Here is a 17,537-nt window from a genome sequence, read left to right as displayed (position 1 = left end):
CTCGAACAGAATTTCGCCGGTAAGGGTTACGGTGATCTCAAGGTCGAGGTGGCCGACGCGCTGGTCGAATTCGTGACGCCCGTGCAGAAGAAGGTGCAGGAGTACCTGTCGGATCCGGCAGAACTGGACCGGATCCTGGCCGCGGGCGCGCAGCGAGCGCGTGAGATCGCAGGCAACACACTTGCTCAGGTGTACGACCGGGTGGGCTTCCTGGTCGAGCCCGGGCTGAGTGTTCGTGCGGCCACGGGCTCAGGACTGCAATGAAGTTCCTTACCGGCGCAGGAGTTCCACGACGCCGGTGGTCGACTCGTTCCCGCCACCCTCGGCGACTCGGCGTTCCATCAGTGTCATGAACGGCTCGAGAAGCGCGGTGCTGACGCCTTGTTCTGCGGCGGTACGTCGCAACGTCGCGTTGGTCGTGGACATCATCGCCAGATTCGACTCCACACCTTCGGTGTAGTCACCGCTCGCCAGCTGCGCGGCGGTGCCGTAGGCGTATCCGGCCATAGCTTGCTGGTAGGCGACCATGAGGGGCGCGAATTCCACCGGGGAGATGTTTTCGCCGACGGTGAGGGCGAACGCGTGTGTGGCGCCGGCGAACATGCCCCACATCGCGCTGAGGAGGGCGATGTCGTAGAGGGCGGCGAACCCGGCGTCCGTGCCGACGTAGGTGAGGCCGGCGGGTACGGCCAGTACGTCGGCGTGGGTCTTGTGCATCTGTGCCGAACCGCTGTAGAAGACGTAGGCGCCGGAGTCGGCTGCGCCGATCATGGACGGGACGGCCATGATCCCGCCGTCCAGGAAACTTCCGCCGCGTGCGGTGATCCAATCGGAGAGCGAACGAGCCTCGGCGGGAGTACTCGTGGTCAGGTTGACGACGTCGCGACCGGTCAGATCGATGCCGTCGAGGGTCACGCGAACCGACGCGTCGTCGAGCAGGCACACCACGACGAGAGTGTTCGCGGCGACGGCTTCGGCCGCGGTGGCGGCGATGGACACTGCATCCGGCGCCTGCCGGGCGCTGCGGTTCCACACCGTGACGGTGTATCCGGCGGCGACCCATGAGCGGGCCAGGGCCGAGCCCATGTCGCCGAGGCCGAGGACGGTGAGCGCTTTGTTCGAGTTGTCGGACATGGTGGTTAGTGTTGGCGCGGCATCCGGGGCGTTCAAGTACGCACAGGGAAGTGGGTACGCACTTCCGGGATAGCGAACAGGTGGATGGAAGGGGCAGGTGTGCCGATCTCCCGCAGACCGGGCGAATACACATGCGGGCTCGACGCGACACTGTCGGTACTCAACGGCAAGTGGAAGATGATGATCCTGTGGCCGCTGAGCGAACGGCCCCACCGATTCGGCGAATTGCGCCGCCAGGTGCACGGCGTCACCGAGAAGGTCCTCACCACGCAACTGCGCGAATTGGCGGCCGACGGGATCGTCCACCGCACGGTGTACGACGAGGTGCCGCCACGTGTCGAGTACTCGCTGACCCCGCTGGGGGCGCTGCTCAACAACGCGCTGCTCCCCTTGGAAGCATGGGGCCGCGAACATTTGATGAGCGGGGTGGAATCCACTTCGAGCGCTCGAGCCTCCTCGGCTCCACCGAAATAGGAGGTCGGGCAAGGGATACCGGCATTCGCCGGCGAAGGACGCCGGACGGGATGGGTCACAGGACGGGGGTGTCGGGTGGGACCTGCAGCGCGATGGTGACCAAGGTGTGGACACGGCCCGCGATCACGCGAGAAGACCTTGCAGCGCTGTCGGTGCGATGTCGACCGCGGCCTGCAGTGTCTTCAGGTCGTCGTCGAGGCACCCCAGGCTGGTCGCGACCTCGCCAGCCTCAGCAGCGAACGCGGTGGCGATCTCGTCGAGCGAGATCCCTTGGGACTCGGGCCTTTTGATCAGCCCGATGCATTCGGCGTCGACGGGCTCGTAGAGACGATAGTTTCCGGCGGTGCGCTCGGCGGAGGCTAGCAGTCCGAGGTTGGTGTAGTAGTCCACGGTGCGGATGCTGACTTCGGCGCGGGAGGCGAGTTCGCCGATGCGGAGCAGCTGTTCGGTCATCGGAGTCCGCCTTTCCTGCGAATCTCTGGGTGTACCTGACCATCTCGCGATCCACCTGACCGTACAGTGCCGCGTGCTACTGTGGTTTGCATGCCTGATGGTGAAGGTGACGACGAAGGTCCGTCTCGATGGCCCCGCGCTGGAGTGCCCGCCCTGCTGCGCGGTGACGGGGTGCAGGTGTGCTGACTGCGTTGAGCGTCGCCCTCGGGGTTGTTGTCGTGCTGTTGATCACCGCGGTGACCGGGTACTTCGTTGCCCAGGAATTCGCGTACATGGCGGTGGACCGATCCAGGCTCGCCGCCCAGGCCGAAGCGGGCGACGCGTCCGCGGGCCGTGCGCTGGCGGTCACCCGGCGCACGTCGTTCATGCTCTCGGGCGCCCAATTGGGTATCACGGTCACCGGGCTGCTCGTCGGCTATGTTGCCGAACCCCTCATCGGTCGTGGACTGGGGGAGCTGCTCGGGGGAGTCGGCATTCCGACGGCGGTCGGCATCGGCGTCGGCACGGTGCTGGCGATCGGTTTCTCGACGCTGGTGCAGATGCTGTTCGGTGAGTTGTTCCCGAAGAACCTCGCCATCGCCCGCCCGGAACCTGTCGCGCGCTGGTTGGCGCGTTCGACAACGTGGTATCTGCGCGTATTCGGCTGGCTGATCTGGCTTTTCGACCAATCCTCGAACATGCTGTTGCGCGCGTTGCGGATCGAACCGGTCCACGATGTGGAGCATTCGGCGACTCCTCGCGACCTCGAACACATCGTCGCCGCCTCGCGGGATGCGGGCGAGTTGCCACGTGAGCTGTCCACGTTGCTGGACCGGATCCTCGATTTCCCCTCCGCCACCGCCGAACACGCGATGATCCCGCGCTCCCGGGTCGACCTGGTCCATGTCGACGACCCGATCGCGGACGTGGTCGCCCGGATGAGCGCCGGCCACACCCGCTACCCGGTCGTCGGACATTCCACCGATGACATTCTCGGCGTCATCGAGCTGCACGACCTACTCGGCGGCGAACCCGCCGGAACCGCCGGAGACCACCTGCGGACCGCGATCCTGGTGCCCGAGTCGCTGGCGCTACCCGATGTCGTCGCCCGACTCGGTGTCGCCCGCCAGGAGATGGCATTGGTCGTCGACGAGTACGGCGGCTTCGCCGGGATCGTGACGGTCGAGGACATCGCGGAGGAACTCGTCGGTGAGATCGCCGACGAACACGACTCGGGTTCGGCCCCGGACATCGTTGCCGAAGAAGGTGGTTGGCTCGTGCCGGGGCAGGTACATCTCGACGAGGTCGAGCGAGTGATCGATGTGAATCTGCCCGCCGGCGACTACGAGACGATCGCCGGGTTGGTCATCAACGCATACGGGGGATTGCCCGAGGTCGGTGACCGAGTCCGGATCGCGGTGCCTCGCAGCGGTTCGGACTACATCACTGAACGGCCGGGTCCGGCCCGGACCGTGGAGGCCGAGGTCAGAGCGATCGGCAAGCATGTGCCGTCCTCGGTGTGGCTGACCGTGCGCACCGAGCAGGCCGGAGACAACGATGAGTAACCCCTGGGTGGTCGTCGCTGTCACGATCGTCTTGATCGCTTCGAGTGCGTTCTTCGTGGCTGTCGAGTTCGCGCTGATCGCGGCGCGGCGACACCGGCTCGAAGACGCCGCACCGAACAGCCGCTCGGCACGCGCGGCCTTGCGTAGTTCGGCGGAGCTGCCGGTAGTGCTGGCCGGCTCCCAGCTCGGCATCACCGTGTGCACGCTGGCATTGGGCGCGGTCACCAAACCCGCTGTGCATCACTGGCTCACACCGCTCGTCGAGAAGCTGGGCGCACCGTTGTGGTCCGCCGACATCGCCGGGTTCGTCCTGGCCTTGATCGTGGTGACGTTCCTGCATCTGGTCGTCGGTGAGATGGCGCCGAAGTCGTGGGCCATCGCGCATCCGGAGAAATCGGCCACCATGCTGGCGATTCCGATGCGGGCGTTCATGGCGGTGACACGTCCGCTGCTGACCGCGTTGAACCATGCCGCGAACTGGTGTCTGCGCAAGGTCGGGGTCACGCCGGTCGACGAGGTCGATGCGGGTCAGGACTCGGCCGCGTTGCGCCACCTTGTCGAACACTCCGCGACGGCGGGCACCCTCGACGAGCGCTACCACGGAAATCTCACCAGCGCACTGGAACTCGAACAACTCACCATCGGCGACATCACCGCGCCCAACCCCACCCCGAGTGCGGTCGCGCCCGCCGCTGACATCAGGGGCATCCAACAAGTGTCGCGGGAGACCGGTCACCTGCGATTGTTGGTGCGTAACGGCGATGACATCTTGGGTGTGGTTCACGTGCGTGACAGTCTCGCCGCTGCGCCGAGTACCACCGCGGCAGAGCTGATGCGCCCGGTGCTGCGGTTCGCCTCGACCATCCCGGTGTACGAGGCGCTACGTGTCATGCGCGAATCCCGCAGCCACCTCGCGCTGGTCACCACCGCAGACGCCGGGACGGCGATCGTCGGGTTGGTCACCATCACCGACGTGCTGCAACGCCTGCTTCCCGCAGCCGCGGGTAGTGCGGCGGCAACCTGATCACGCCGTGTCGCGGGGCACGATGGCAGACCGTGCGCCACGCCGGTCACACGAACAGTTCAACCAACAACGAAAGGACCGATCATGAGTGTCAGTCTGGCCAAGGGCGGCAACGTTTCGCTGTCGAAGCAGGCACCGAACCTGACTGCGGTCGCAGTGGGTCTCGGTTGGGACGTGCGTTCGACCACAGGCACCGACTTCGACCTCGACGCCAGCGCGCTGGCGACCGGGCCCGACCAGAAGGTGCTCTCCGACGGGCACTTCGTCTTCTACAACAACCTGCGCTCGCCCGAGGGCACCGTCGAACACACCGGTGACAACCTCACCGGCGAAGGTGACGGCGATGACGAGGTGATCAACGTCGATCTGGCCGCCACGCCACCGACGATCACCAACATCTTCTTCCCCGTCTCGATCCACGACGCGGCGGCCCGCTCGCAGTCGTTCGGGCAGGTTCGTAACGCCTACATTCGGGTCGTCGACCGCGCGACGGGTGCGGAACTGGCCCGCTACGACCTGACCGAGGACGCCTCGAGCGAGACCGCGATGGTGTTCGGCGAGCTGTACCGCAGTGGCGCGGAGTGGAAGTTCCGGGCGATCGGGCAGGGGTATGCCTCCGGTCTGGCGGGCATCGCCCGTGACTACGGCGTCAACCTCTGAATTACCTGTCATCTGCCGCCCGCGGGCGGCTCGACCCGCTCGAGTGGCGGGCCGCAGTTCCAGGGAGGAAGCATCATGAGCACAGCAGGCAGCGCATCTTCGTTCGGCGCGGTCCATCCGCAGGCGCCGGGAGGTCTCGGTAAACGTGCTGGGGCGCGGTTCATCGACTGGATCGTCGCGGGAATCGTCGGGGCGGTGCTGTTCTGGCTGCTGAACCGCACGGGCGCCACGCCCGGTTGGTTGTCGATCCTTCCGGGTGCCGGGTTCGGCTTCCTGTACTTCGTGGGTTTCGAGGTCATCACCGGGTCGACGCCGGGCAAGAAGCTTCTCGGTCTGCACGTCAACGGCCCCGACGGTGCGCCGAAACCGAGCTTGAAGGCCTCTGCTCTGCGCAATAGCTACATGCTGCTCAACCTCATTCCCTGGATCGGTGGCGCACTGTGGTTCGTGGCCGCACTCACCATCGCCGCGACGATAGGTACCAGCCCGACCAAACAGGGCTGGCACGACAAGTTGGCCGACGGCACCCAGGTGATCGACGACTGAGCGGGTCACGAGGGCCGGCAGCTTCGGCCGGATCGCGGCACCGACGGCGACGAGGTCAGCTTGTCCAAGTCACCTCGTACAAAAGACACTCCTTCGAACAGCTCAGCAACGCGTTCTGCCGCCTGAACGCAGCCACCTCTGCCCTCGCCCAGCCTCGAAACCGCCGTCATGATCGAATTTTTGGTGACACGCGCGGCATAGTGCCTGGCTGGGTGGGGCAGAGGCCGTGCTGCTGTGTTGAACCGCAGCAGCTAGGCTGAGGGGCGCCCTGAGCAGGTGAACGGCAGCGTAGATGGAGGCGCCGATATGACTGAAGCGCCGATCCGGATCGGTGAACTGGCCAACCGGGCCGAGGTGTCGACTCGAACAGTCGACTACTACACCAGCCTCGGACTGCTGTCGCCGGCCGAACGCACCTCCGGGAACTTCCGGCTCTACGACCCCGCCGACGCCGAGCGTATCCAGCTCATCAAAAGCCTGGAGTCTCAAGGTATCTCGTTGGAAGAGATCGCGATTGCCTTCACTTCGCCCGCCGGAGATGTGGGACCGATCCTCCAGCGCATCGACGACGACCTGAAATCCTTCCAAGCCGTCGCCCAGACCGCGCCCGAAGCGATGCAGGGCCTGCTGGGAGTCATCGCGACTCGCGTCCACACGCTCATCTACATCGCACTGCAGATTCCCCCGGACATCCCCATCCTCTGACCGCTTCGAGTCGAGCAGGTCACCCGATCGAGGTTGCCCCTCGCGTCGCGAGCTGGTTCAGAGCAGATCTTGGGATCGGCGAACGGTGTCGGGATCGATCTCCTGGATCTGGATGACCACGCCGTCGGGGTCGGTCACCCGAATGCTGCGGCCGAAGTCCTCGTCGACCAGGGTGTATTCGTAGCCGTCGGATGCGAGCCGGGCGGCCACGTCCTCCAGCGGCTCGTCGGTCGAGAAGCCGAGTTCGACAGTCCCCGGCGGGCGCCCTTTCGAGACTGCGGCGTCGTGGATGCCGAGCGCGCCCGCCGGTGCGTCGAGCTGCGCCCACACGGCGACGCTGCCGTCGGCGCGATAGACGAGCCCGAGCCCTTCGTAGAAGCGGCGCGTGGCCGGCACATCGGCGACATATCGGATAGGCAGAACTGTCAGCACGGGAGTCTCCTCGGAAATCACAGCGGACCGGCGAGCCGGGTGCCCCGGCAACGGGCCACGGATCCACTGTGCTGTTCGTGGCGAAGATTGTCGTTCGCGAGCACTGAGGGCGGCGGAAACCGCTACTAGGGTGGGTTCATATGGTGGAATCCGGCAAGCTGGATGCCGATGATCGGCGGGTACTGCATGCATTGCAGCTCGATCCTCGCGCGTCGTTCGCGCGGATCGGCACCGTCCTCGGTTTGTCCGAACGCACGGTTTCCCGGCGCTATCACCGCCTGCGTTCCCAGCTGATCCTGCGCATCGTGGGTCATGAACAGACGGGCCGGGCGGACTGGCTGCTCCAGATCATGACGGCTCCGGCTGCGGTCGACGCCGTTTCGCGTGCGCTGGCCGCCCGCCGCGACACCTCCTGGATCGCGCACCTGGCCGGTACCGGGGGTCTGTCCTGCATCCTGCGGACCACCGCGACCGCAGGTGACGCGCTCGAGCAGCTACGGCGAATGCCGGGCATCGGCTCCGTGACGGCCCAACGGCTGCTCGCTCCCGTCGCGGGCGTCGGCGGTTGGCCGGGACGACTCCAGGCGCTCACACCGGAGGAACAGCGTGCCCTGATCGAACCGGAGCGCCGTGCGCCCTCGGTTTCCGGAACCGGCCGGCTGCCCACCGACGAGCCGCTGCTGAGCATGCTCGCCGCGGATGGGCGGATGAGCATCGCGCGGCTCGCCAGGGGGTCGGGCATGCCCGAATCGACTGTGCGCCGCCGGATCTCCGAGTTGACCGCGCGGGGCGTGCTGATGTTCGAAGTCGAGGTCGATCCCAAGCTCTATGGTCGTGGTACCGACGTGCTCTGCTGGCTCACCGTTCGTCCCGCGGCGGTGCGCGCGGTCTCGGAAGCGCTGAATGCCCACAGCGAAGTGGCATTCGCCGCGACGACGACCGGTGACAGCAACGTCATGGCGATCCTCGAACTGACCGATTCCGAAGCATTGCACCACTATCTCGCCGACAGTATCGGCGCATTGGCCGGAGTGGAACGGGTACGCACCGAGATCGTCTCCGACTGGATCAAACGGGCAGGCCCGCTACCGATGCTCCGTCGATGACGGCAGGGTCGGTAGCCGGCCGCGCCCCGGGGCTGTCGAGGGGAATCGCGCAGCCTTGGAATGCCCGCAACACAGCAGACCCGGACTGATGACTGCGATGAGTACCTCTGACCGCTTGACACCGGTTGAACCGCGGGAGACCCTAAAGTGACAGGTGACACTTTTAGGTGAGGGTCGGTGTGATTCATTTCCCCGTCGATGTGGCGTCGTTCGAAGACCACCCCGAAGATTTCGACGCGATCCTCGTCGGCTGCGGGCCCACCGGCGCGACTCTTGCCAATCGTCTTCGGGCACAGGGGTATCGGGTCGCGGTCTTCGACCGGGAGAAGGAAGTCTTTCCGGCGCCGCGGGCGATGTTGATCGACGACGAGAGCGAACGGATCTTCGGCGATCTCGGCGTCCTGGAGCGGATGCGAGCCGCCGATCTGATTCTGTTCGACAGCCACCGCTTCATCGACGGTCGTCATCGCATGCTGGCCGATCTGCGGCCGCTGGAATCCGGTCTGTCGGTGGGGTGGATGTTCCATCAGCCGACGTTCGAACGGTTGCTGCGCGAGCAGTTCGACGACGGTGTGGGCGTCTCGGCATTCTTCGGATTCGACGTCGTCGGCGTGGTGAACTCAGCTGACGGTGCGCAGGTGTACGCCGTGGACGCCGAGTCGGGGCAGGGGCGACGTTATCGGTCCCGATATGTGGTGGGCTGCGACGGTGGGGCGAGCATCGTGCGCCGGTCGATGGGCGTGGCACGCACAGACTTCGGATTCTCCCAGTCGTGGGTGGTGGTGGACGCCGTCGTGCACGACCAGGGCTTCTTCGATTCCCTGCGCGAGGGATCGGAATTCATGTGCCGCCCCGGGCGAGCCGCGGTGTTCGTGAAAGGTTGTCGTCGGCATCTGCGGTTCGACTTCCAGGTGGATCCGGTCGAGGGCAAGACCGACTGGAGCGCGGAAGCGCGCGAGCATGTCGCCGGATACCTCGATCCGGGAAAACTGCGGATCATCCGGGTGGCGCCGTATCAGTGGTACGCGGGCATGCCACAGCGATGGCGCGCGGGCCGGCTGTTACTGGCCGGGGACGCGGCTCATCAGACACCGCCGTTCGCCGGGCAGGGCCTGAACATGGGCCTGCGGGACGCGATGAATCTCGCGTTCAAGCTGGACCTGGTGCTTTCCGGCCGGGCACCGGACACGCTGTTGGACACCTACGAACAGGAGCGCTGGGACAACTGCGCCGAGGTGATCAAAGGAGCCGTCCGAGTGGGCCGGCTGGTCACCGGTGCGAGTCTGCTCGCCCGCACCAGCCGTGCGATCGTCTTGTTCGCGTTGCGCCACAGCAAGACCCTCGTGCGAGCCCGGGCCAACGCCGACCTTCGCAAACAGCCCTATCGGGCCGGACTGGTCGGTGGCGGCCACAGGCTGGCGGGCACTCCGATGGTGAATCCACGCGTAGTCGCCGACGGTGTGACGAGATCGCTGGATCGGGTGACAGGCGCCGAGTTCACCCTGCTGTGTCTGCACCGCCCGCGAGGTGCGGCGACGGAGGAGTTCGTGCGCCGGTTCGGCGGCCGGGTCGTTGTCCTCGGCGAGAGGGTGACCGATGCCGATGGTGAACTGGCCGCGTGGTTCCGAAGCCATCGGGTGGACGCTGTTCTCGTGCGGCCGGACCGCTACATCTTCGACGCGGGCGACGATCCCGACGCCCTGGCTACCGCGCTGATCGGTGCGATCGGTGTCGCGACGGCGTCCGGCCACCGGCAAACCCGATGACACGGACCGCAGATGACCGATCTCCGCGCAGGCATACTCGACCTATGGTCACCACGAAGCCGAACCGTCCTCCTGGGCGGCCGAGGGTCGCGGATTCGATGCCGTTGGAGACGATTCTCCAAGTGGCGCTGAATGCGTTCGCCACCCACGGCTACGACGGGGTTTCACTACGGACGCTGAACAAGGAACTCGGGGCCAGCCACAATCTCATCTATCAGCGTTTCGGCAGCAAGGAGAATTTGTGGCGGGCCGCCGTGGATTTCGGATTCGGTCGGGTGGTGCGACGCTTGGAGGGGATTCTGGATCCCGGCGTCACCGACCCCGTGGAACAGCTCCGGTTGGCGGTGCGGGAGTTCCTGAGGGTTTCCGCCCAACATCCGGAGTTGACCGCGCTGATGAACTTCGAAGGGCGGCAGGACACTGCCCGGCTCGCCTATATCTTCGAGAACTATGTGCGGCCGACTGAAGATCGCCTGTGGAGTCTGGCCCGGCATCTCATGGCCGAGAACATCATTCGCCCGATACCGCAGCGGACGCTGCACTTCCTGATCACTCACGGCGGTACCGCGCCGTACAGTCAGGTGCCCTTGGCGCTGCATTTCGATCCGGCTTCCCCGCTCGATCCAGCGGCCGTTGAGCAACACGCGGACCTGGTCTCGACGATCCTGATCGACGGATTGCGGGTTCGCTAAGGGCCCGGCGTTTCCTCGTCGGCCGGTGGTGGTGTGACGAGAAGATCGATGACCGTCCGGATTTCGGCCGGCGTGGGAATCGGCATGCTTTCCCGCCCGTGGATCAAACCGACGCCGAGGTAGACCATGGCACCGGCGCGCAATCGGGCCTGGGTGGCGTCGAAGCCGAGGTCGGTCATGGTTTCGGTGAGGATGGCGAAGATCTTGTTGTCGAGGGAGCGCACCGTTTCCGACACGGTCGGGTCTTGACGGGCCCATTCCCGCACGGTGGCTTCGACGATCCAGGTGCGCTGGTCGACCAGCAGCGTCGTCATCTGCTCGATGCGCTGCTCGACGGGAATGCTGTCGAGGGCGCCGAGCTCGTCGAGGGCGCGGGTGTGCACCGCGCGCCACCGATCGGCCATCGCCTTCATGAGCTGCTCGATGTCGTCGAAATGCCAGTAGAAGCTGCCTTTCGTGACGCCGAGTTCAGCGCACAGGCGCGGGATCCTGATCGCCGGCGTGCCCTCGCGGGCCAGCAGTGCCAAGGCGCCGTCGACCCAGTCGTCATGCGACAGGCGCGGCGTCCGACCCCGCCCTTGTCGCTGCGATTGCGCCTTCTTGGATCGTGGGCGGGGAGGAACCTCGGGAGCGGGCACGAACTCGATGCTAGGTCACCGATCTGGTCGGACGTTGCCGTCGATGGATTCGGCCATACTGCGATGTACCGACTAACTGTACTTTAGAGTATGGTTCTGCGCCTGTGAGCCACCGGGCTTTCTGCGCCAGGTCACGCGAGGAGGACCATGCGATGACGGTGGACACGCCTCGACTCCCCTCCGGGGAGCCGGTCCGACGCCCGACAGCCTTCCGGTACTGGGAGACGCGGGACACGCCGAAATATCAGCGCGCCGAGCGAATCGTCAAGGCGCTCACCGGTACTGCGCTGTTCCCGACCGACGAGCAAGCACGGGCGTTGTCCGAGGACCTGTTCGCGGGCGACCCCGTCGCCGAGCGATTCGTCGCCGAGGTCGTGCACGGCGAGATCGGGCCGCAGCGCAGTCGCGCGATGCTCGACAAGGCGCTGCGGTCCGGGATCGACTCGGTTCCCATGGCGCCGGAGGCGATGCGCGCGCTGTTCGACGAATTCGAGACGGTGCCCGACTGGGTGCAGCCCGAACTGCTCGAGCAGGGGGCGGCCATCTGGCGACGGTGGGGCACCATGCTGTTCAGTTTCGCGGGCGCCGAGACGCTGGAAATGTACACCGAATCGGCTGTCGCGATGCCGCTGTCGCTGGCCGGTGGCTATGCCGGCGACAGCGCGCTGCGCCGGTACCTCGAAACCTGCCGGTTCTGGATCGATGTGTCGCAGCCGGGCGCACTGCTGACACCCGGGTCGGACGGTCGGGCCACAGCACTGAAAGTGCGGATCATGCACGTCTCGGTCCGTGCCAAGGTCGCGGCGCATCCCGAATGGGAGCTGTCCAGGTGGGGCCTGCCGATCAGTCAGACCTACCAGATGCTGACCCTGCTCGGGGGCAGCGTCACCCCTGGTCTCGGGCTGTGGGTTCTCGGATACCAGACCACTGCCTCCGAGATCCGCGCACTGCTGCACTTCCAGCGGTATCTCGGGTATCTGCTCGGGGTGCGGCCGAGCTGGTATCCGGAGACCGTCGCCGACTCCCTGCGCGTGCTCGCGATGACACTCGCCTCACGCTCTCACGACGCGGGCACGCACGGCGCGGAGCTCATCGAGTCCTACCCGGCAGCGTTCGCGGCCCGACCCGGTCAGCGCGGGCTCACCCGGCTGCGGGCGCACTACAACTTCCGGATCAACTCCGTGTACGCGGCCGTGTACATGGCTCCTGGCACACGCAGAAAGTACCGGATGCCGGCGGCTTTCCCGTGGATCCTGCTCCCGATCCTCCGGTTCCCGGCCATCGCCGTCATGGAGGTGGCGCGCCGGTGCTGCCCGCCTTTCGCGCGGCGGCACGAAAAGATCATGATGCGACACCGGGAGAACTGGTATCGAGCCCAGATGCAAGGTCGCGAAGCGCAATTCGATGCCGACGGCGCGCTGCGCCGCTGATCCTGCCCACCGAAGGAAGTCTCATGACCGACATCGTCGAAACGTGGAACGGCCCCGGCCGCCACGACGCGGACCTCACCCGGGTTCTCCCACAACACAACGCCTTCCATCTGTCCGCGAGCAAACTGGCTTTCGAGCACTGGTATTTCGACGCGCAGCTCGACACCGGGCACATCGTCGTCGGATTTCTGATCAAGCGCAGGCCCGAGGACCTGCCCGGAGCCAGGCCGTGGGTCGAGATCATCATCTACGCGCCGGATGGAACCCGCAGGCAGGTATCGAAGAAGTACCCGCACAAGGCCGCTACTTTCGACACCGACCGATTTCGGGTGCGCATCGGAGACAACCACGCCCACACCGAGTTCCACGACAACGGTCACTGCGTACACCATGTCCGCCTCGCCGAAGACGACCTGGAGCTGGAGCTGCGCTTTCACAACGAGATATCCAGCTGGATGCCCGGACAGGGGGAGACCCGCTTCGGCGAGCGCGACGTGTTCGGCTGGGTGGTCGGCTCGCCACGCGCCCACGTCACCGGAACCGTGCGGATCGATGGCACCACGCGCGAGGTCACCGGTCGCGGCTACGCCGACCACAACTGGGGTGTCGGCGACATGAAGCGGATCATCAGCCGCTGGCACTGGGGCCGCCTCTACGACGAGGACTACTCGCTGCTGTTCGCTCATGTACTCACCCAGCAGCACGTCGGCGCGCATGCGATCGCGCCGTTGATGCTCGGCCGCGGTGAGGAGATCGTGTTGTCGACCGGGGAGACGACGCTCACCGAGGGCCCTGCCCGCCTGCACCCGACAGCAGGACGGGAATTTCCGGAATGGATCAGCCTGCACGTCCCCGGCAAGCTGGACCTGCGTCTCACCGTCGGTCAGGTGATCCACGGACACGACCTGCTCGACGACTTCCCGATCATCCGGTCCAGGCTGGTGAAACCCATTGCCCACCGGGTGATCGGCAAACCCGCCTACTTCCGTTTCGAATCCGAATTCGAACTGCGGGTGCACAACGAGTCGGGGATCGATACCCGTACCGGGACGACACTGCACGAACTGGTTGCGCTGAAATAGCCGGACTACCGTGCCGCCGGGCGCGCACGGCGAGCGGGTCGAAGTCGCTCGCCGACCGGTCTGTCCGTGATCGGGTTCGACGGCCGGCGGCAGTGATCCGACAGCGGTTCGGCAGATCGCTTCGACATGCTGCGAGGGGAGGTGATCGACGATGATGTTCATCGAATTGTTCTTGTCCGAAGGCGCGCTCGATCCGGCACAACGGCGGCGGGTAGCCCAGCGTCTGGGCACGATCCACGAGTTGGGGGCCGGTGAACCCGAGGACAGCGGCGAACAGATGGCGCCCCGTTCGGCGGCTGTGTTCGCGTCGATGTTCCAAGTGGTGGTGCACGAGCCGCAGATCTGGGTCGCCGGGGAGCACGCCCTCACCGAGCAGGATCCGCCGCACTGCCTGGTCCGAATTCATGTTCCGGGTCCGTGGCGCAAGGATATGAGCGAGACGATGATCTCCTACGCGACACGCATCCTTTCCGAGGAGCTCGGCGACCGGGAACTGCCCTACCACCGGCCGACGGTGCAGGTGCATGTCGTCGGGATCTCGGAGGGCAGCGTCGGGATGCTCGGAAAGATGGTGAAGTCCGAAGACCTCGTCGCGATGCTGAGTGATCCGTACCGCCACGACGCGGAGGCGGGAAAAGCGTTGAAGGACCCGATGTGCGGCGTGCTCGTTCCATTGGATGACAACACCGCCACCAGCGTGATCGATGGTGAGCTGTACGCGTTCTGTTGCCGTGGTTGTCGCACCGAGTACATGGCGAAACGGGAGAAGGCCGCGCGGCGGTGACAGCGGGCGCGGTCAGTATGCCTGGGCCTTGGCGAGTGCGCTCGCGGGGTCGAGGCCACATCCGCGCGCATAGTCGTCTCGGTATTCCCGCAGGGCGTCGGCCAACCGCGCGACGTCGGGGTTGGCGGAGTTGGGGCCACCCCGCAACGCGTGTGCCACGCCGAGAATCTCCGACGCCCGATCCGGCTCGCCTCGCCGGTGGGCCAGGTCGGCCAGCCCGACTGCCACATGGGCCAGCATCGGCATATCGGGCAGGGCGACGGCGATGTCTCGCGCTTCGCCCAGATGGCGTTCGGCGGCGGTGAGATCGCCGGTGGCCGCGGCGAGGTATCCGGCGCCGGCCGCGTACAGGGCACGCGCGGGCGGATCGGCGACATCCGCGGCGTAACCGAGGTGCCGCTTCGCCTCGGTGAGGTCGCCGTCGTGGCGAGCCAGGTCGGCGAGGGAGATCCGGGCGAGGGTGATCTCGTGCGGAGCGGCGCCCCGGGTGAGAACCTCCGACAATTGCGCACGCGCATTGTCGATGTCGCCGGCGTCGATACGGACCATGGCGAGCCAGGCTCGCTGCCCGTCGTGGGTGCCGAGTTCGCGCGACAGTCGCGTCGCCTCGTCCAGCATGGTCAGAGCCTCGACGGTGTCACCGGCAGTGATCGACGCACTTGCCAGTGACATCAGCGACAGCGACAACGCCCATCGTTCCCCGCAGCCGCGAAACCCCTCGATGGCCGCGGTGATGTCGAGCCGGCCGGTATCAGCACGGCCCGCCGCACCGTGCAACAGCGAGCGTGTGAACCACAGCATCGCCCGCGTCCACGGATCGGGATGGTTCAGGTGCGGTTCCAGCGCCGCCAATCCGTCGTCGGTGTCGCCGGTGGCGAGGGCGAGCAGGGCGCAGACGAACGCGGCGGTCGGTTCGTGCGCGGCGTCGGGGAATTCGACGGTGGCCGCGGCGGCGTCGAGACTGCCCGCGAAGGTCGCGTTGAGCAGGTAGGCGGCGATCGCGCGCAGTCGTGCCTCGGCCGGGGCCGGACCGGGCATCGAGAGGATCTCGCGCAGTTTGCCGGTGGCTTCCGCGTGATCGCCGTGCACGGCCCAGAACTGACCGAGAGCGGCGCCGAACCGAATGGCGGTATCGGTATCTTCGCCGTCCACGGCGAACGCGAGCGCCGCGTTGATGTTGTCGCGCTCCGCACCGAGGCGGGTGAGCCACGAGAGCTGTCCGGAGGTGCGCAGATGCGGTTCCGCCCGTTCGGCCAGGTCGAGGAAGTAGGCGGCATGGGCGGTGCGCGCGGCAGTCAGGCGGCCGGTCGCGGTCAGCCGCTCGATACCGAACTCGCGGACGGTGTCGAGCATCCGGTATCGGCCCTGCGAGTACTCCAGCAGCGATTTGTCGACCAGAGCGTGCAGGGCCTCCGCAGTGAGGCCGACACCTTCGGCGGCCGCACCGCAGAAGCTTGCGGGGAAGGCGGCTGCCTGATTCGCCGCGGCGCGTTCGGTGTCGGTGAGCAGGTCCCAACTCCACTCCACTACCGCCCGCAAGGTCCGGTGCCGGGGCGGTGCGGTGCGGCTGCCGCCGGTCAGCAGCCGGAAGCGGTCGTCGAGCCGGGCAGCGAGCGTTTCGATCGACATCGACCGCAGACGAACGGCGGCCAGTTCGATGGCCAGCGGCAAGCAGTCCAGCCGGCGACAGATCCGATCGACCTCGTCGGTCGGCACGAAATCGGGTCGTACGGCTCGCGCCCGGTCGGTGAAGAGCTGCGCCGCGGGTCGCGCCGCCAGCGGCGCCACCGTGAACAGCACCTCGCCGGTGATACCGAGTGGTTCGCGGCTGGTGGCCAGCACCCGGAGCCGGGGGCAACGGCCGAGTAGCTCCGCTGCCAGCTGTGCCGCTGCCCCGACCACGTGCTCGCAACCATCGAGGATGATGGCCGCCTCACGGTGGGCGAGCGTCTCGACCAGACGGGATACCGCATCCGCCGAGTCCCGCAGGCCGAGGGCGGCCACCACGGTGCAGGGCACTTCATCGGGACGTGTCACCGGCGCGAGCTCCACCAGCCAGACCGGGACATCCAGCCCGGCGGCGGTCGTGGTGGCGAGGCGCGTTTTGCCCACTCCGCCGGGTCCGACCAAGGTCACCAGACGATTGTCCGAGAATTGCCTGGTGACCTGACGCGCGTCGGCCGCCCGGCCGACGAAACTCGTCAATGGCGCGCGCAGGTTCCCGGGGACGTGCGACCACTCCGTATCTCCGCGGAGTATTCGCAGGTGCAGTTCGCGCAGTTCCGGCCCGGGGTCGGTACCCAATTGTGTTGCGAGCACGGTTCGGTAGTCCTCGTACACCGACAGCGCCTCGGTCTGCCTGCCGTCGGCGATCAGGGCACGGATGAGCAGACCGCGCAATCTTTCCCGCAGCGGGTGGGCGGCACTCAGCTGATTCAGCTCCACCGGTAGCAGAGCCCGCTGCGGGGAAGACCCGCTCAGTATCGCCTCGATCCGGTCCTCGGTGGCAGCGAGCCGTAATTCGTCCAGCCGGGTGGCCACCGCCACCGCGAACGGCAGATGAGCGACGTCGGCCAGTGGCTCGCCCCGCCACAACCCCAACGCCTCGGTGAGCAGTTCCTGGGCTGCGCCGTGGCTCCCGGCCCCGAGGGCTCGGCGCCCTTGCTCGGCCAGCCGCTCGAAACGTACTGCGTCGACCGCCTCGTCGGGGACGTCGAGCCGGTATCCCGCCGCACCCGCAACCAGTGTCGCCGCATCGGGCAACGCCCGCCGTAACCGTGCCACCAGCGAATGGAGAGCGGCATCGGGATGATCCGGAACATCCTCGGGCCACACCGATTCCACCAGCGTCCGCGCCGACACCACACGCCCCGCGTCCAGCGCCAGCCGGATCAGCAGCGCTCGTGACCGCACTCCGCCCACACCCACGATCCGGCCGTCGGCGACGACCCGCAGCGGACCCAGAACCTCGATGTGCACACCACGATTCTCCACGGTCGCCCTCGCGATCGGTGAACATACATCCGGCACCGGTCCGGTACGGCCGTATTCTCCGCAATGGGTGTGT

General features: G+C 66.7%; 17 protein-coding genes and 1 pseudogene. 13 read left to right on the top strand and 5 right to left on the bottom strand.

Annotated features, from left to right (window positions below):
- Positions 1 to 264, top strand: a pseudogene (locus ACFO5K_RS27160) (hypothetical protein); the annotation flags it as partial.
- Between the two features lie 6 nt (positions 265 to 270).
- On the opposite strand, the gene ACFO5K_RS27155 reads toward ACFO5K_RS27160, so the two are convergent.
- Entirely contained in the window at positions 271 to 1,134 is an 864-nt protein-coding gene (locus ACFO5K_RS27155; protein WP_378568769.1) for an NAD(P)-dependent oxidoreductase, read from the bottom strand.
- 84 nt (positions 1,135 to 1,218) lie between these two features.
- Between ACFO5K_RS27155 and ACFO5K_RS27150 the strand changes: the two genes are divergently transcribed.
- Positions 1,219 to 1,608 (top strand): winged helix-turn-helix transcriptional regulator, encoded by a 390-nt coding sequence (locus tag ACFO5K_RS27150; RefSeq protein ID WP_378568767.1) that lies wholly within the window; start codon positions 1,219 to 1,221, stop codon positions 1,606 to 1,608.
- 123 nt (positions 1,609 to 1,731) lie between these two features.
- On the opposite strand, the gene ACFO5K_RS27145 is transcribed toward ACFO5K_RS27150, so the two are convergent.
- Complete coding sequence (locus ACFO5K_RS27145; RefSeq protein ID WP_378568765.1) at positions 1,732 to 2,061, bottom strand: MerR family transcriptional regulator; 330 nt, start codon at positions 2,059 to 2,061, stop codon at positions 1,732 to 1,734.
- Between the two features lie 179 nt (positions 2,062 to 2,240).
- Here ACFO5K_RS27145 and ACFO5K_RS27140 point away from each other — a divergent pair, with 179 nt between their 5' ends.
- The 5 genes from ACFO5K_RS27140 (at position 2,241) to ACFO5K_RS27120 (ending at position 6,540) form a co-directional block, all read left to right on the top strand.
- Positions 2,241 to 3,605: a hemolysin family protein gene (locus ACFO5K_RS27140; RefSeq protein WP_378568763.1), complete on the top strand. Its 1,365-nt coding sequence runs from the start codon at positions 2,241 to 2,243 to the stop codon at positions 3,603 to 3,605.
- Entirely contained in the window at positions 3,598 to 4,629 is a 1,032-nt protein-coding gene (locus tag ACFO5K_RS27135; protein WP_378568761.1) for a hemolysin family protein, read from the top strand. Before ACFO5K_RS27140 ends, ACFO5K_RS27135 begins: the two co-directional genes overlap by 8 nt.
- Positions 4,630 to 4,713: 84 nt before the next feature.
- On the top strand, positions 4,714 to 5,289 hold the full coding sequence (locus ACFO5K_RS27130; protein WP_378568759.1) for a TerD family protein: 576 nt from the start codon (positions 4,714 to 4,716) through the stop codon (positions 5,287 to 5,289).
- Positions 5,290 to 5,364: 75 nt separating this feature from the next.
- Positions 5,365 to 5,835, top strand: coding sequence for an RDD family protein (locus tag ACFO5K_RS27125; protein WP_378568757.1), 471 nt, complete (start codon positions 5,365 to 5,367; stop codon positions 5,833 to 5,835).
- A gap of 306 nt (positions 5,836 to 6,141) precedes the next feature.
- A complete protein-coding gene (locus ACFO5K_RS27120; RefSeq protein ID WP_378568755.1) occupies positions 6,142 to 6,540 on the top strand; it encodes a MerR family transcriptional regulator in 399 nt (132 codons plus the stop codon).
- 57 nt (positions 6,541 to 6,597) lie between these two features.
- On the opposite strand, the gene ACFO5K_RS27115 is transcribed toward ACFO5K_RS27120, so the two are convergent.
- On the bottom strand, positions 6,598 to 6,972 hold the full coding sequence (locus tag ACFO5K_RS27115) for a VOC family protein (RefSeq protein WP_378568753.1): 375 nt from the start codon (positions 6,970 to 6,972) through the stop codon (positions 6,598 to 6,600).
- Between the two features lie 140 nt (positions 6,973 to 7,112).
- On the opposite strand from ACFO5K_RS27115, the gene ACFO5K_RS27110 reads away from it, so the two are divergent.
- From ACFO5K_RS27110 to ACFO5K_RS27100, 3 genes are all read left to right on the top strand, one after another.
- Positions 7,113 to 8,078, top strand: coding sequence for an Lrp/AsnC family transcriptional regulator (locus ACFO5K_RS27110; RefSeq protein ID WP_378568751.1), 966 nt, complete (start codon positions 7,113 to 7,115; stop codon positions 8,076 to 8,078).
- A gap of 179 nt (positions 8,079 to 8,257) precedes the next feature.
- A complete protein-coding gene (locus ACFO5K_RS27105; protein ID WP_378568749.1) occupies positions 8,258 to 9,844 on the top strand; it encodes a bifunctional 3-(3-hydroxy-phenyl)propionate/3-hydroxycinnamic acid hydroxylase in 1,587 nt (528 codons plus the stop codon).
- A gap of 44 nt (positions 9,845 to 9,888) precedes the next feature.
- A complete protein-coding gene (locus ACFO5K_RS27100) occupies positions 9,889 to 10,536 on the top strand; it encodes a TetR/AcrR family transcriptional regulator (RefSeq protein ID WP_378568747.1) in 648 nt (215 codons plus the stop codon).
- Here ACFO5K_RS27100 and ACFO5K_RS27095 read toward each other — a convergent pair.
- Entirely contained in the window at positions 10,533 to 11,174 is a 642-nt protein-coding gene (locus ACFO5K_RS27095; RefSeq protein WP_378568745.1) for a TetR/AcrR family transcriptional regulator, read from the bottom strand. The genes ACFO5K_RS27100 and ACFO5K_RS27095 overlap by 4 nt on opposite strands.
- Before the next feature lie 152 nt (positions 11,175 to 11,326).
- Here ACFO5K_RS27095 and ACFO5K_RS27090 point away from each other — a divergent pair, with 152 nt between their 5' ends.
- From ACFO5K_RS27090 to ACFO5K_RS27080, 3 genes are all read left to right on the top strand, one after another.
- Positions 11,327 to 12,604, top strand: coding sequence for an oxygenase MpaB family protein (locus ACFO5K_RS27090; RefSeq protein ID WP_378568743.1), 1,278 nt, complete (start codon positions 11,327 to 11,329; stop codon positions 12,602 to 12,604).
- A gap of 23 nt (positions 12,605 to 12,627) precedes the next feature.
- Complete coding sequence (locus ACFO5K_RS27085; protein ID WP_378568741.1) at positions 12,628 to 13,686, top strand: lipocalin-like domain-containing protein; 1,059 nt, start codon at positions 12,628 to 12,630, stop codon at positions 13,684 to 13,686.
- 151 nt (positions 13,687 to 13,837) lie between these two features.
- Positions 13,838 to 14,470 carry a hypothetical protein gene (locus ACFO5K_RS27080; RefSeq protein WP_378568739.1) on the top strand — a complete coding sequence of 211 codons (633 nt, stop codon included), beginning with the start codon at positions 13,838 to 13,840 and terminating at the stop codon, positions 14,468 to 14,470.
- A gap of 12 nt (positions 14,471 to 14,482) precedes the next feature.
- Here ACFO5K_RS27080 and ACFO5K_RS27075 read toward each other — a convergent pair whose 3' ends face one another.
- Complete coding sequence (locus tag ACFO5K_RS27075; RefSeq protein ID WP_378568737.1) at positions 14,483 to 17,449, bottom strand: BTAD domain-containing putative transcriptional regulator; 2,967 nt, start codon at positions 17,447 to 17,449, stop codon at positions 14,483 to 14,485.
- Positions 17,450 to 17,537 lie beyond the last annotated feature (88 nt).

It is taken from the genome of Nocardia halotolerans, assembly GCF_042650145.1.
Classification (GTDB): Bacteria; Actinomycetota; Actinomycetes; order Mycobacteriales; family Mycobacteriaceae; genus Nocardia; species Nocardia halotolerans.
This window is presented reverse-complemented; position numbering and strand designations above follow the sequence as displayed.

Coding starts and splice junctions, on each gene's coding strand:
- ACFO5K_RS27110 (WP_378568751.1), top strand. CDS start 7,113: ATGGTGGAATCCGGCAAGCTGGATGCCGATGATCGGCGGGTACTGCAT.
- ACFO5K_RS27085 (WP_378568741.1), top strand. CDS start 12,628: ATGACCGACATCGTCGAAACGTGGAACGGCCCCGGCCGCCACGACGCG.
- ACFO5K_RS27135 (WP_378568761.1), top strand. CDS start 3,598: ATGAGTAACCCCTGGGTGGTCGTCGCTGTCACGATCGTCTTGATCGCT.
- ACFO5K_RS27125 (WP_378568757.1), top strand. CDS start 5,365: ATGAGCACAGCAGGCAGCGCATCTTCGTTCGGCGCGGTCCATCCGCAG.
- ACFO5K_RS27155 (WP_378568769.1), bottom strand. CDS start 1,134: ATGTCCGACAACTCGAACAAAGCGCTCACCGTCCTCGGCCTCGGCGAC.
- ACFO5K_RS27120 (WP_378568755.1), top strand. CDS start 6,142: ATGACTGAAGCGCCGATCCGGATCGGTGAACTGGCCAACCGGGCCGAG.
- ACFO5K_RS27145 (WP_378568765.1), bottom strand. CDS start 2,061: ATGACCGAACAGCTGCTCCGCATCGGCGAACTCGCCTCCCGCGCCGAA.
- ACFO5K_RS27150 (WP_378568767.1), top strand. CDS start 1,219: ATGGAAGGGGCAGGTGTGCCGATCTCCCGCAGACCGGGCGAATACACA.
- ACFO5K_RS27130 (WP_378568759.1), top strand. CDS start 4,714: ATGAGTGTCAGTCTGGCCAAGGGCGGCAACGTTTCGCTGTCGAAGCAG.
- ACFO5K_RS27100 (WP_378568747.1), top strand. CDS start 9,889: ATGGTCACCACGAAGCCGAACCGTCCTCCTGGGCGGCCGAGGGTCGCG.
- ACFO5K_RS27090 (WP_378568743.1), top strand. CDS start 11,327: ATGACGGTGGACACGCCTCGACTCCCCTCCGGGGAGCCGGTCCGACGC.
- ACFO5K_RS27080 (WP_378568739.1), top strand. CDS start 13,838: ATGATGTTCATCGAATTGTTCTTGTCCGAAGGCGCGCTCGATCCGGCA.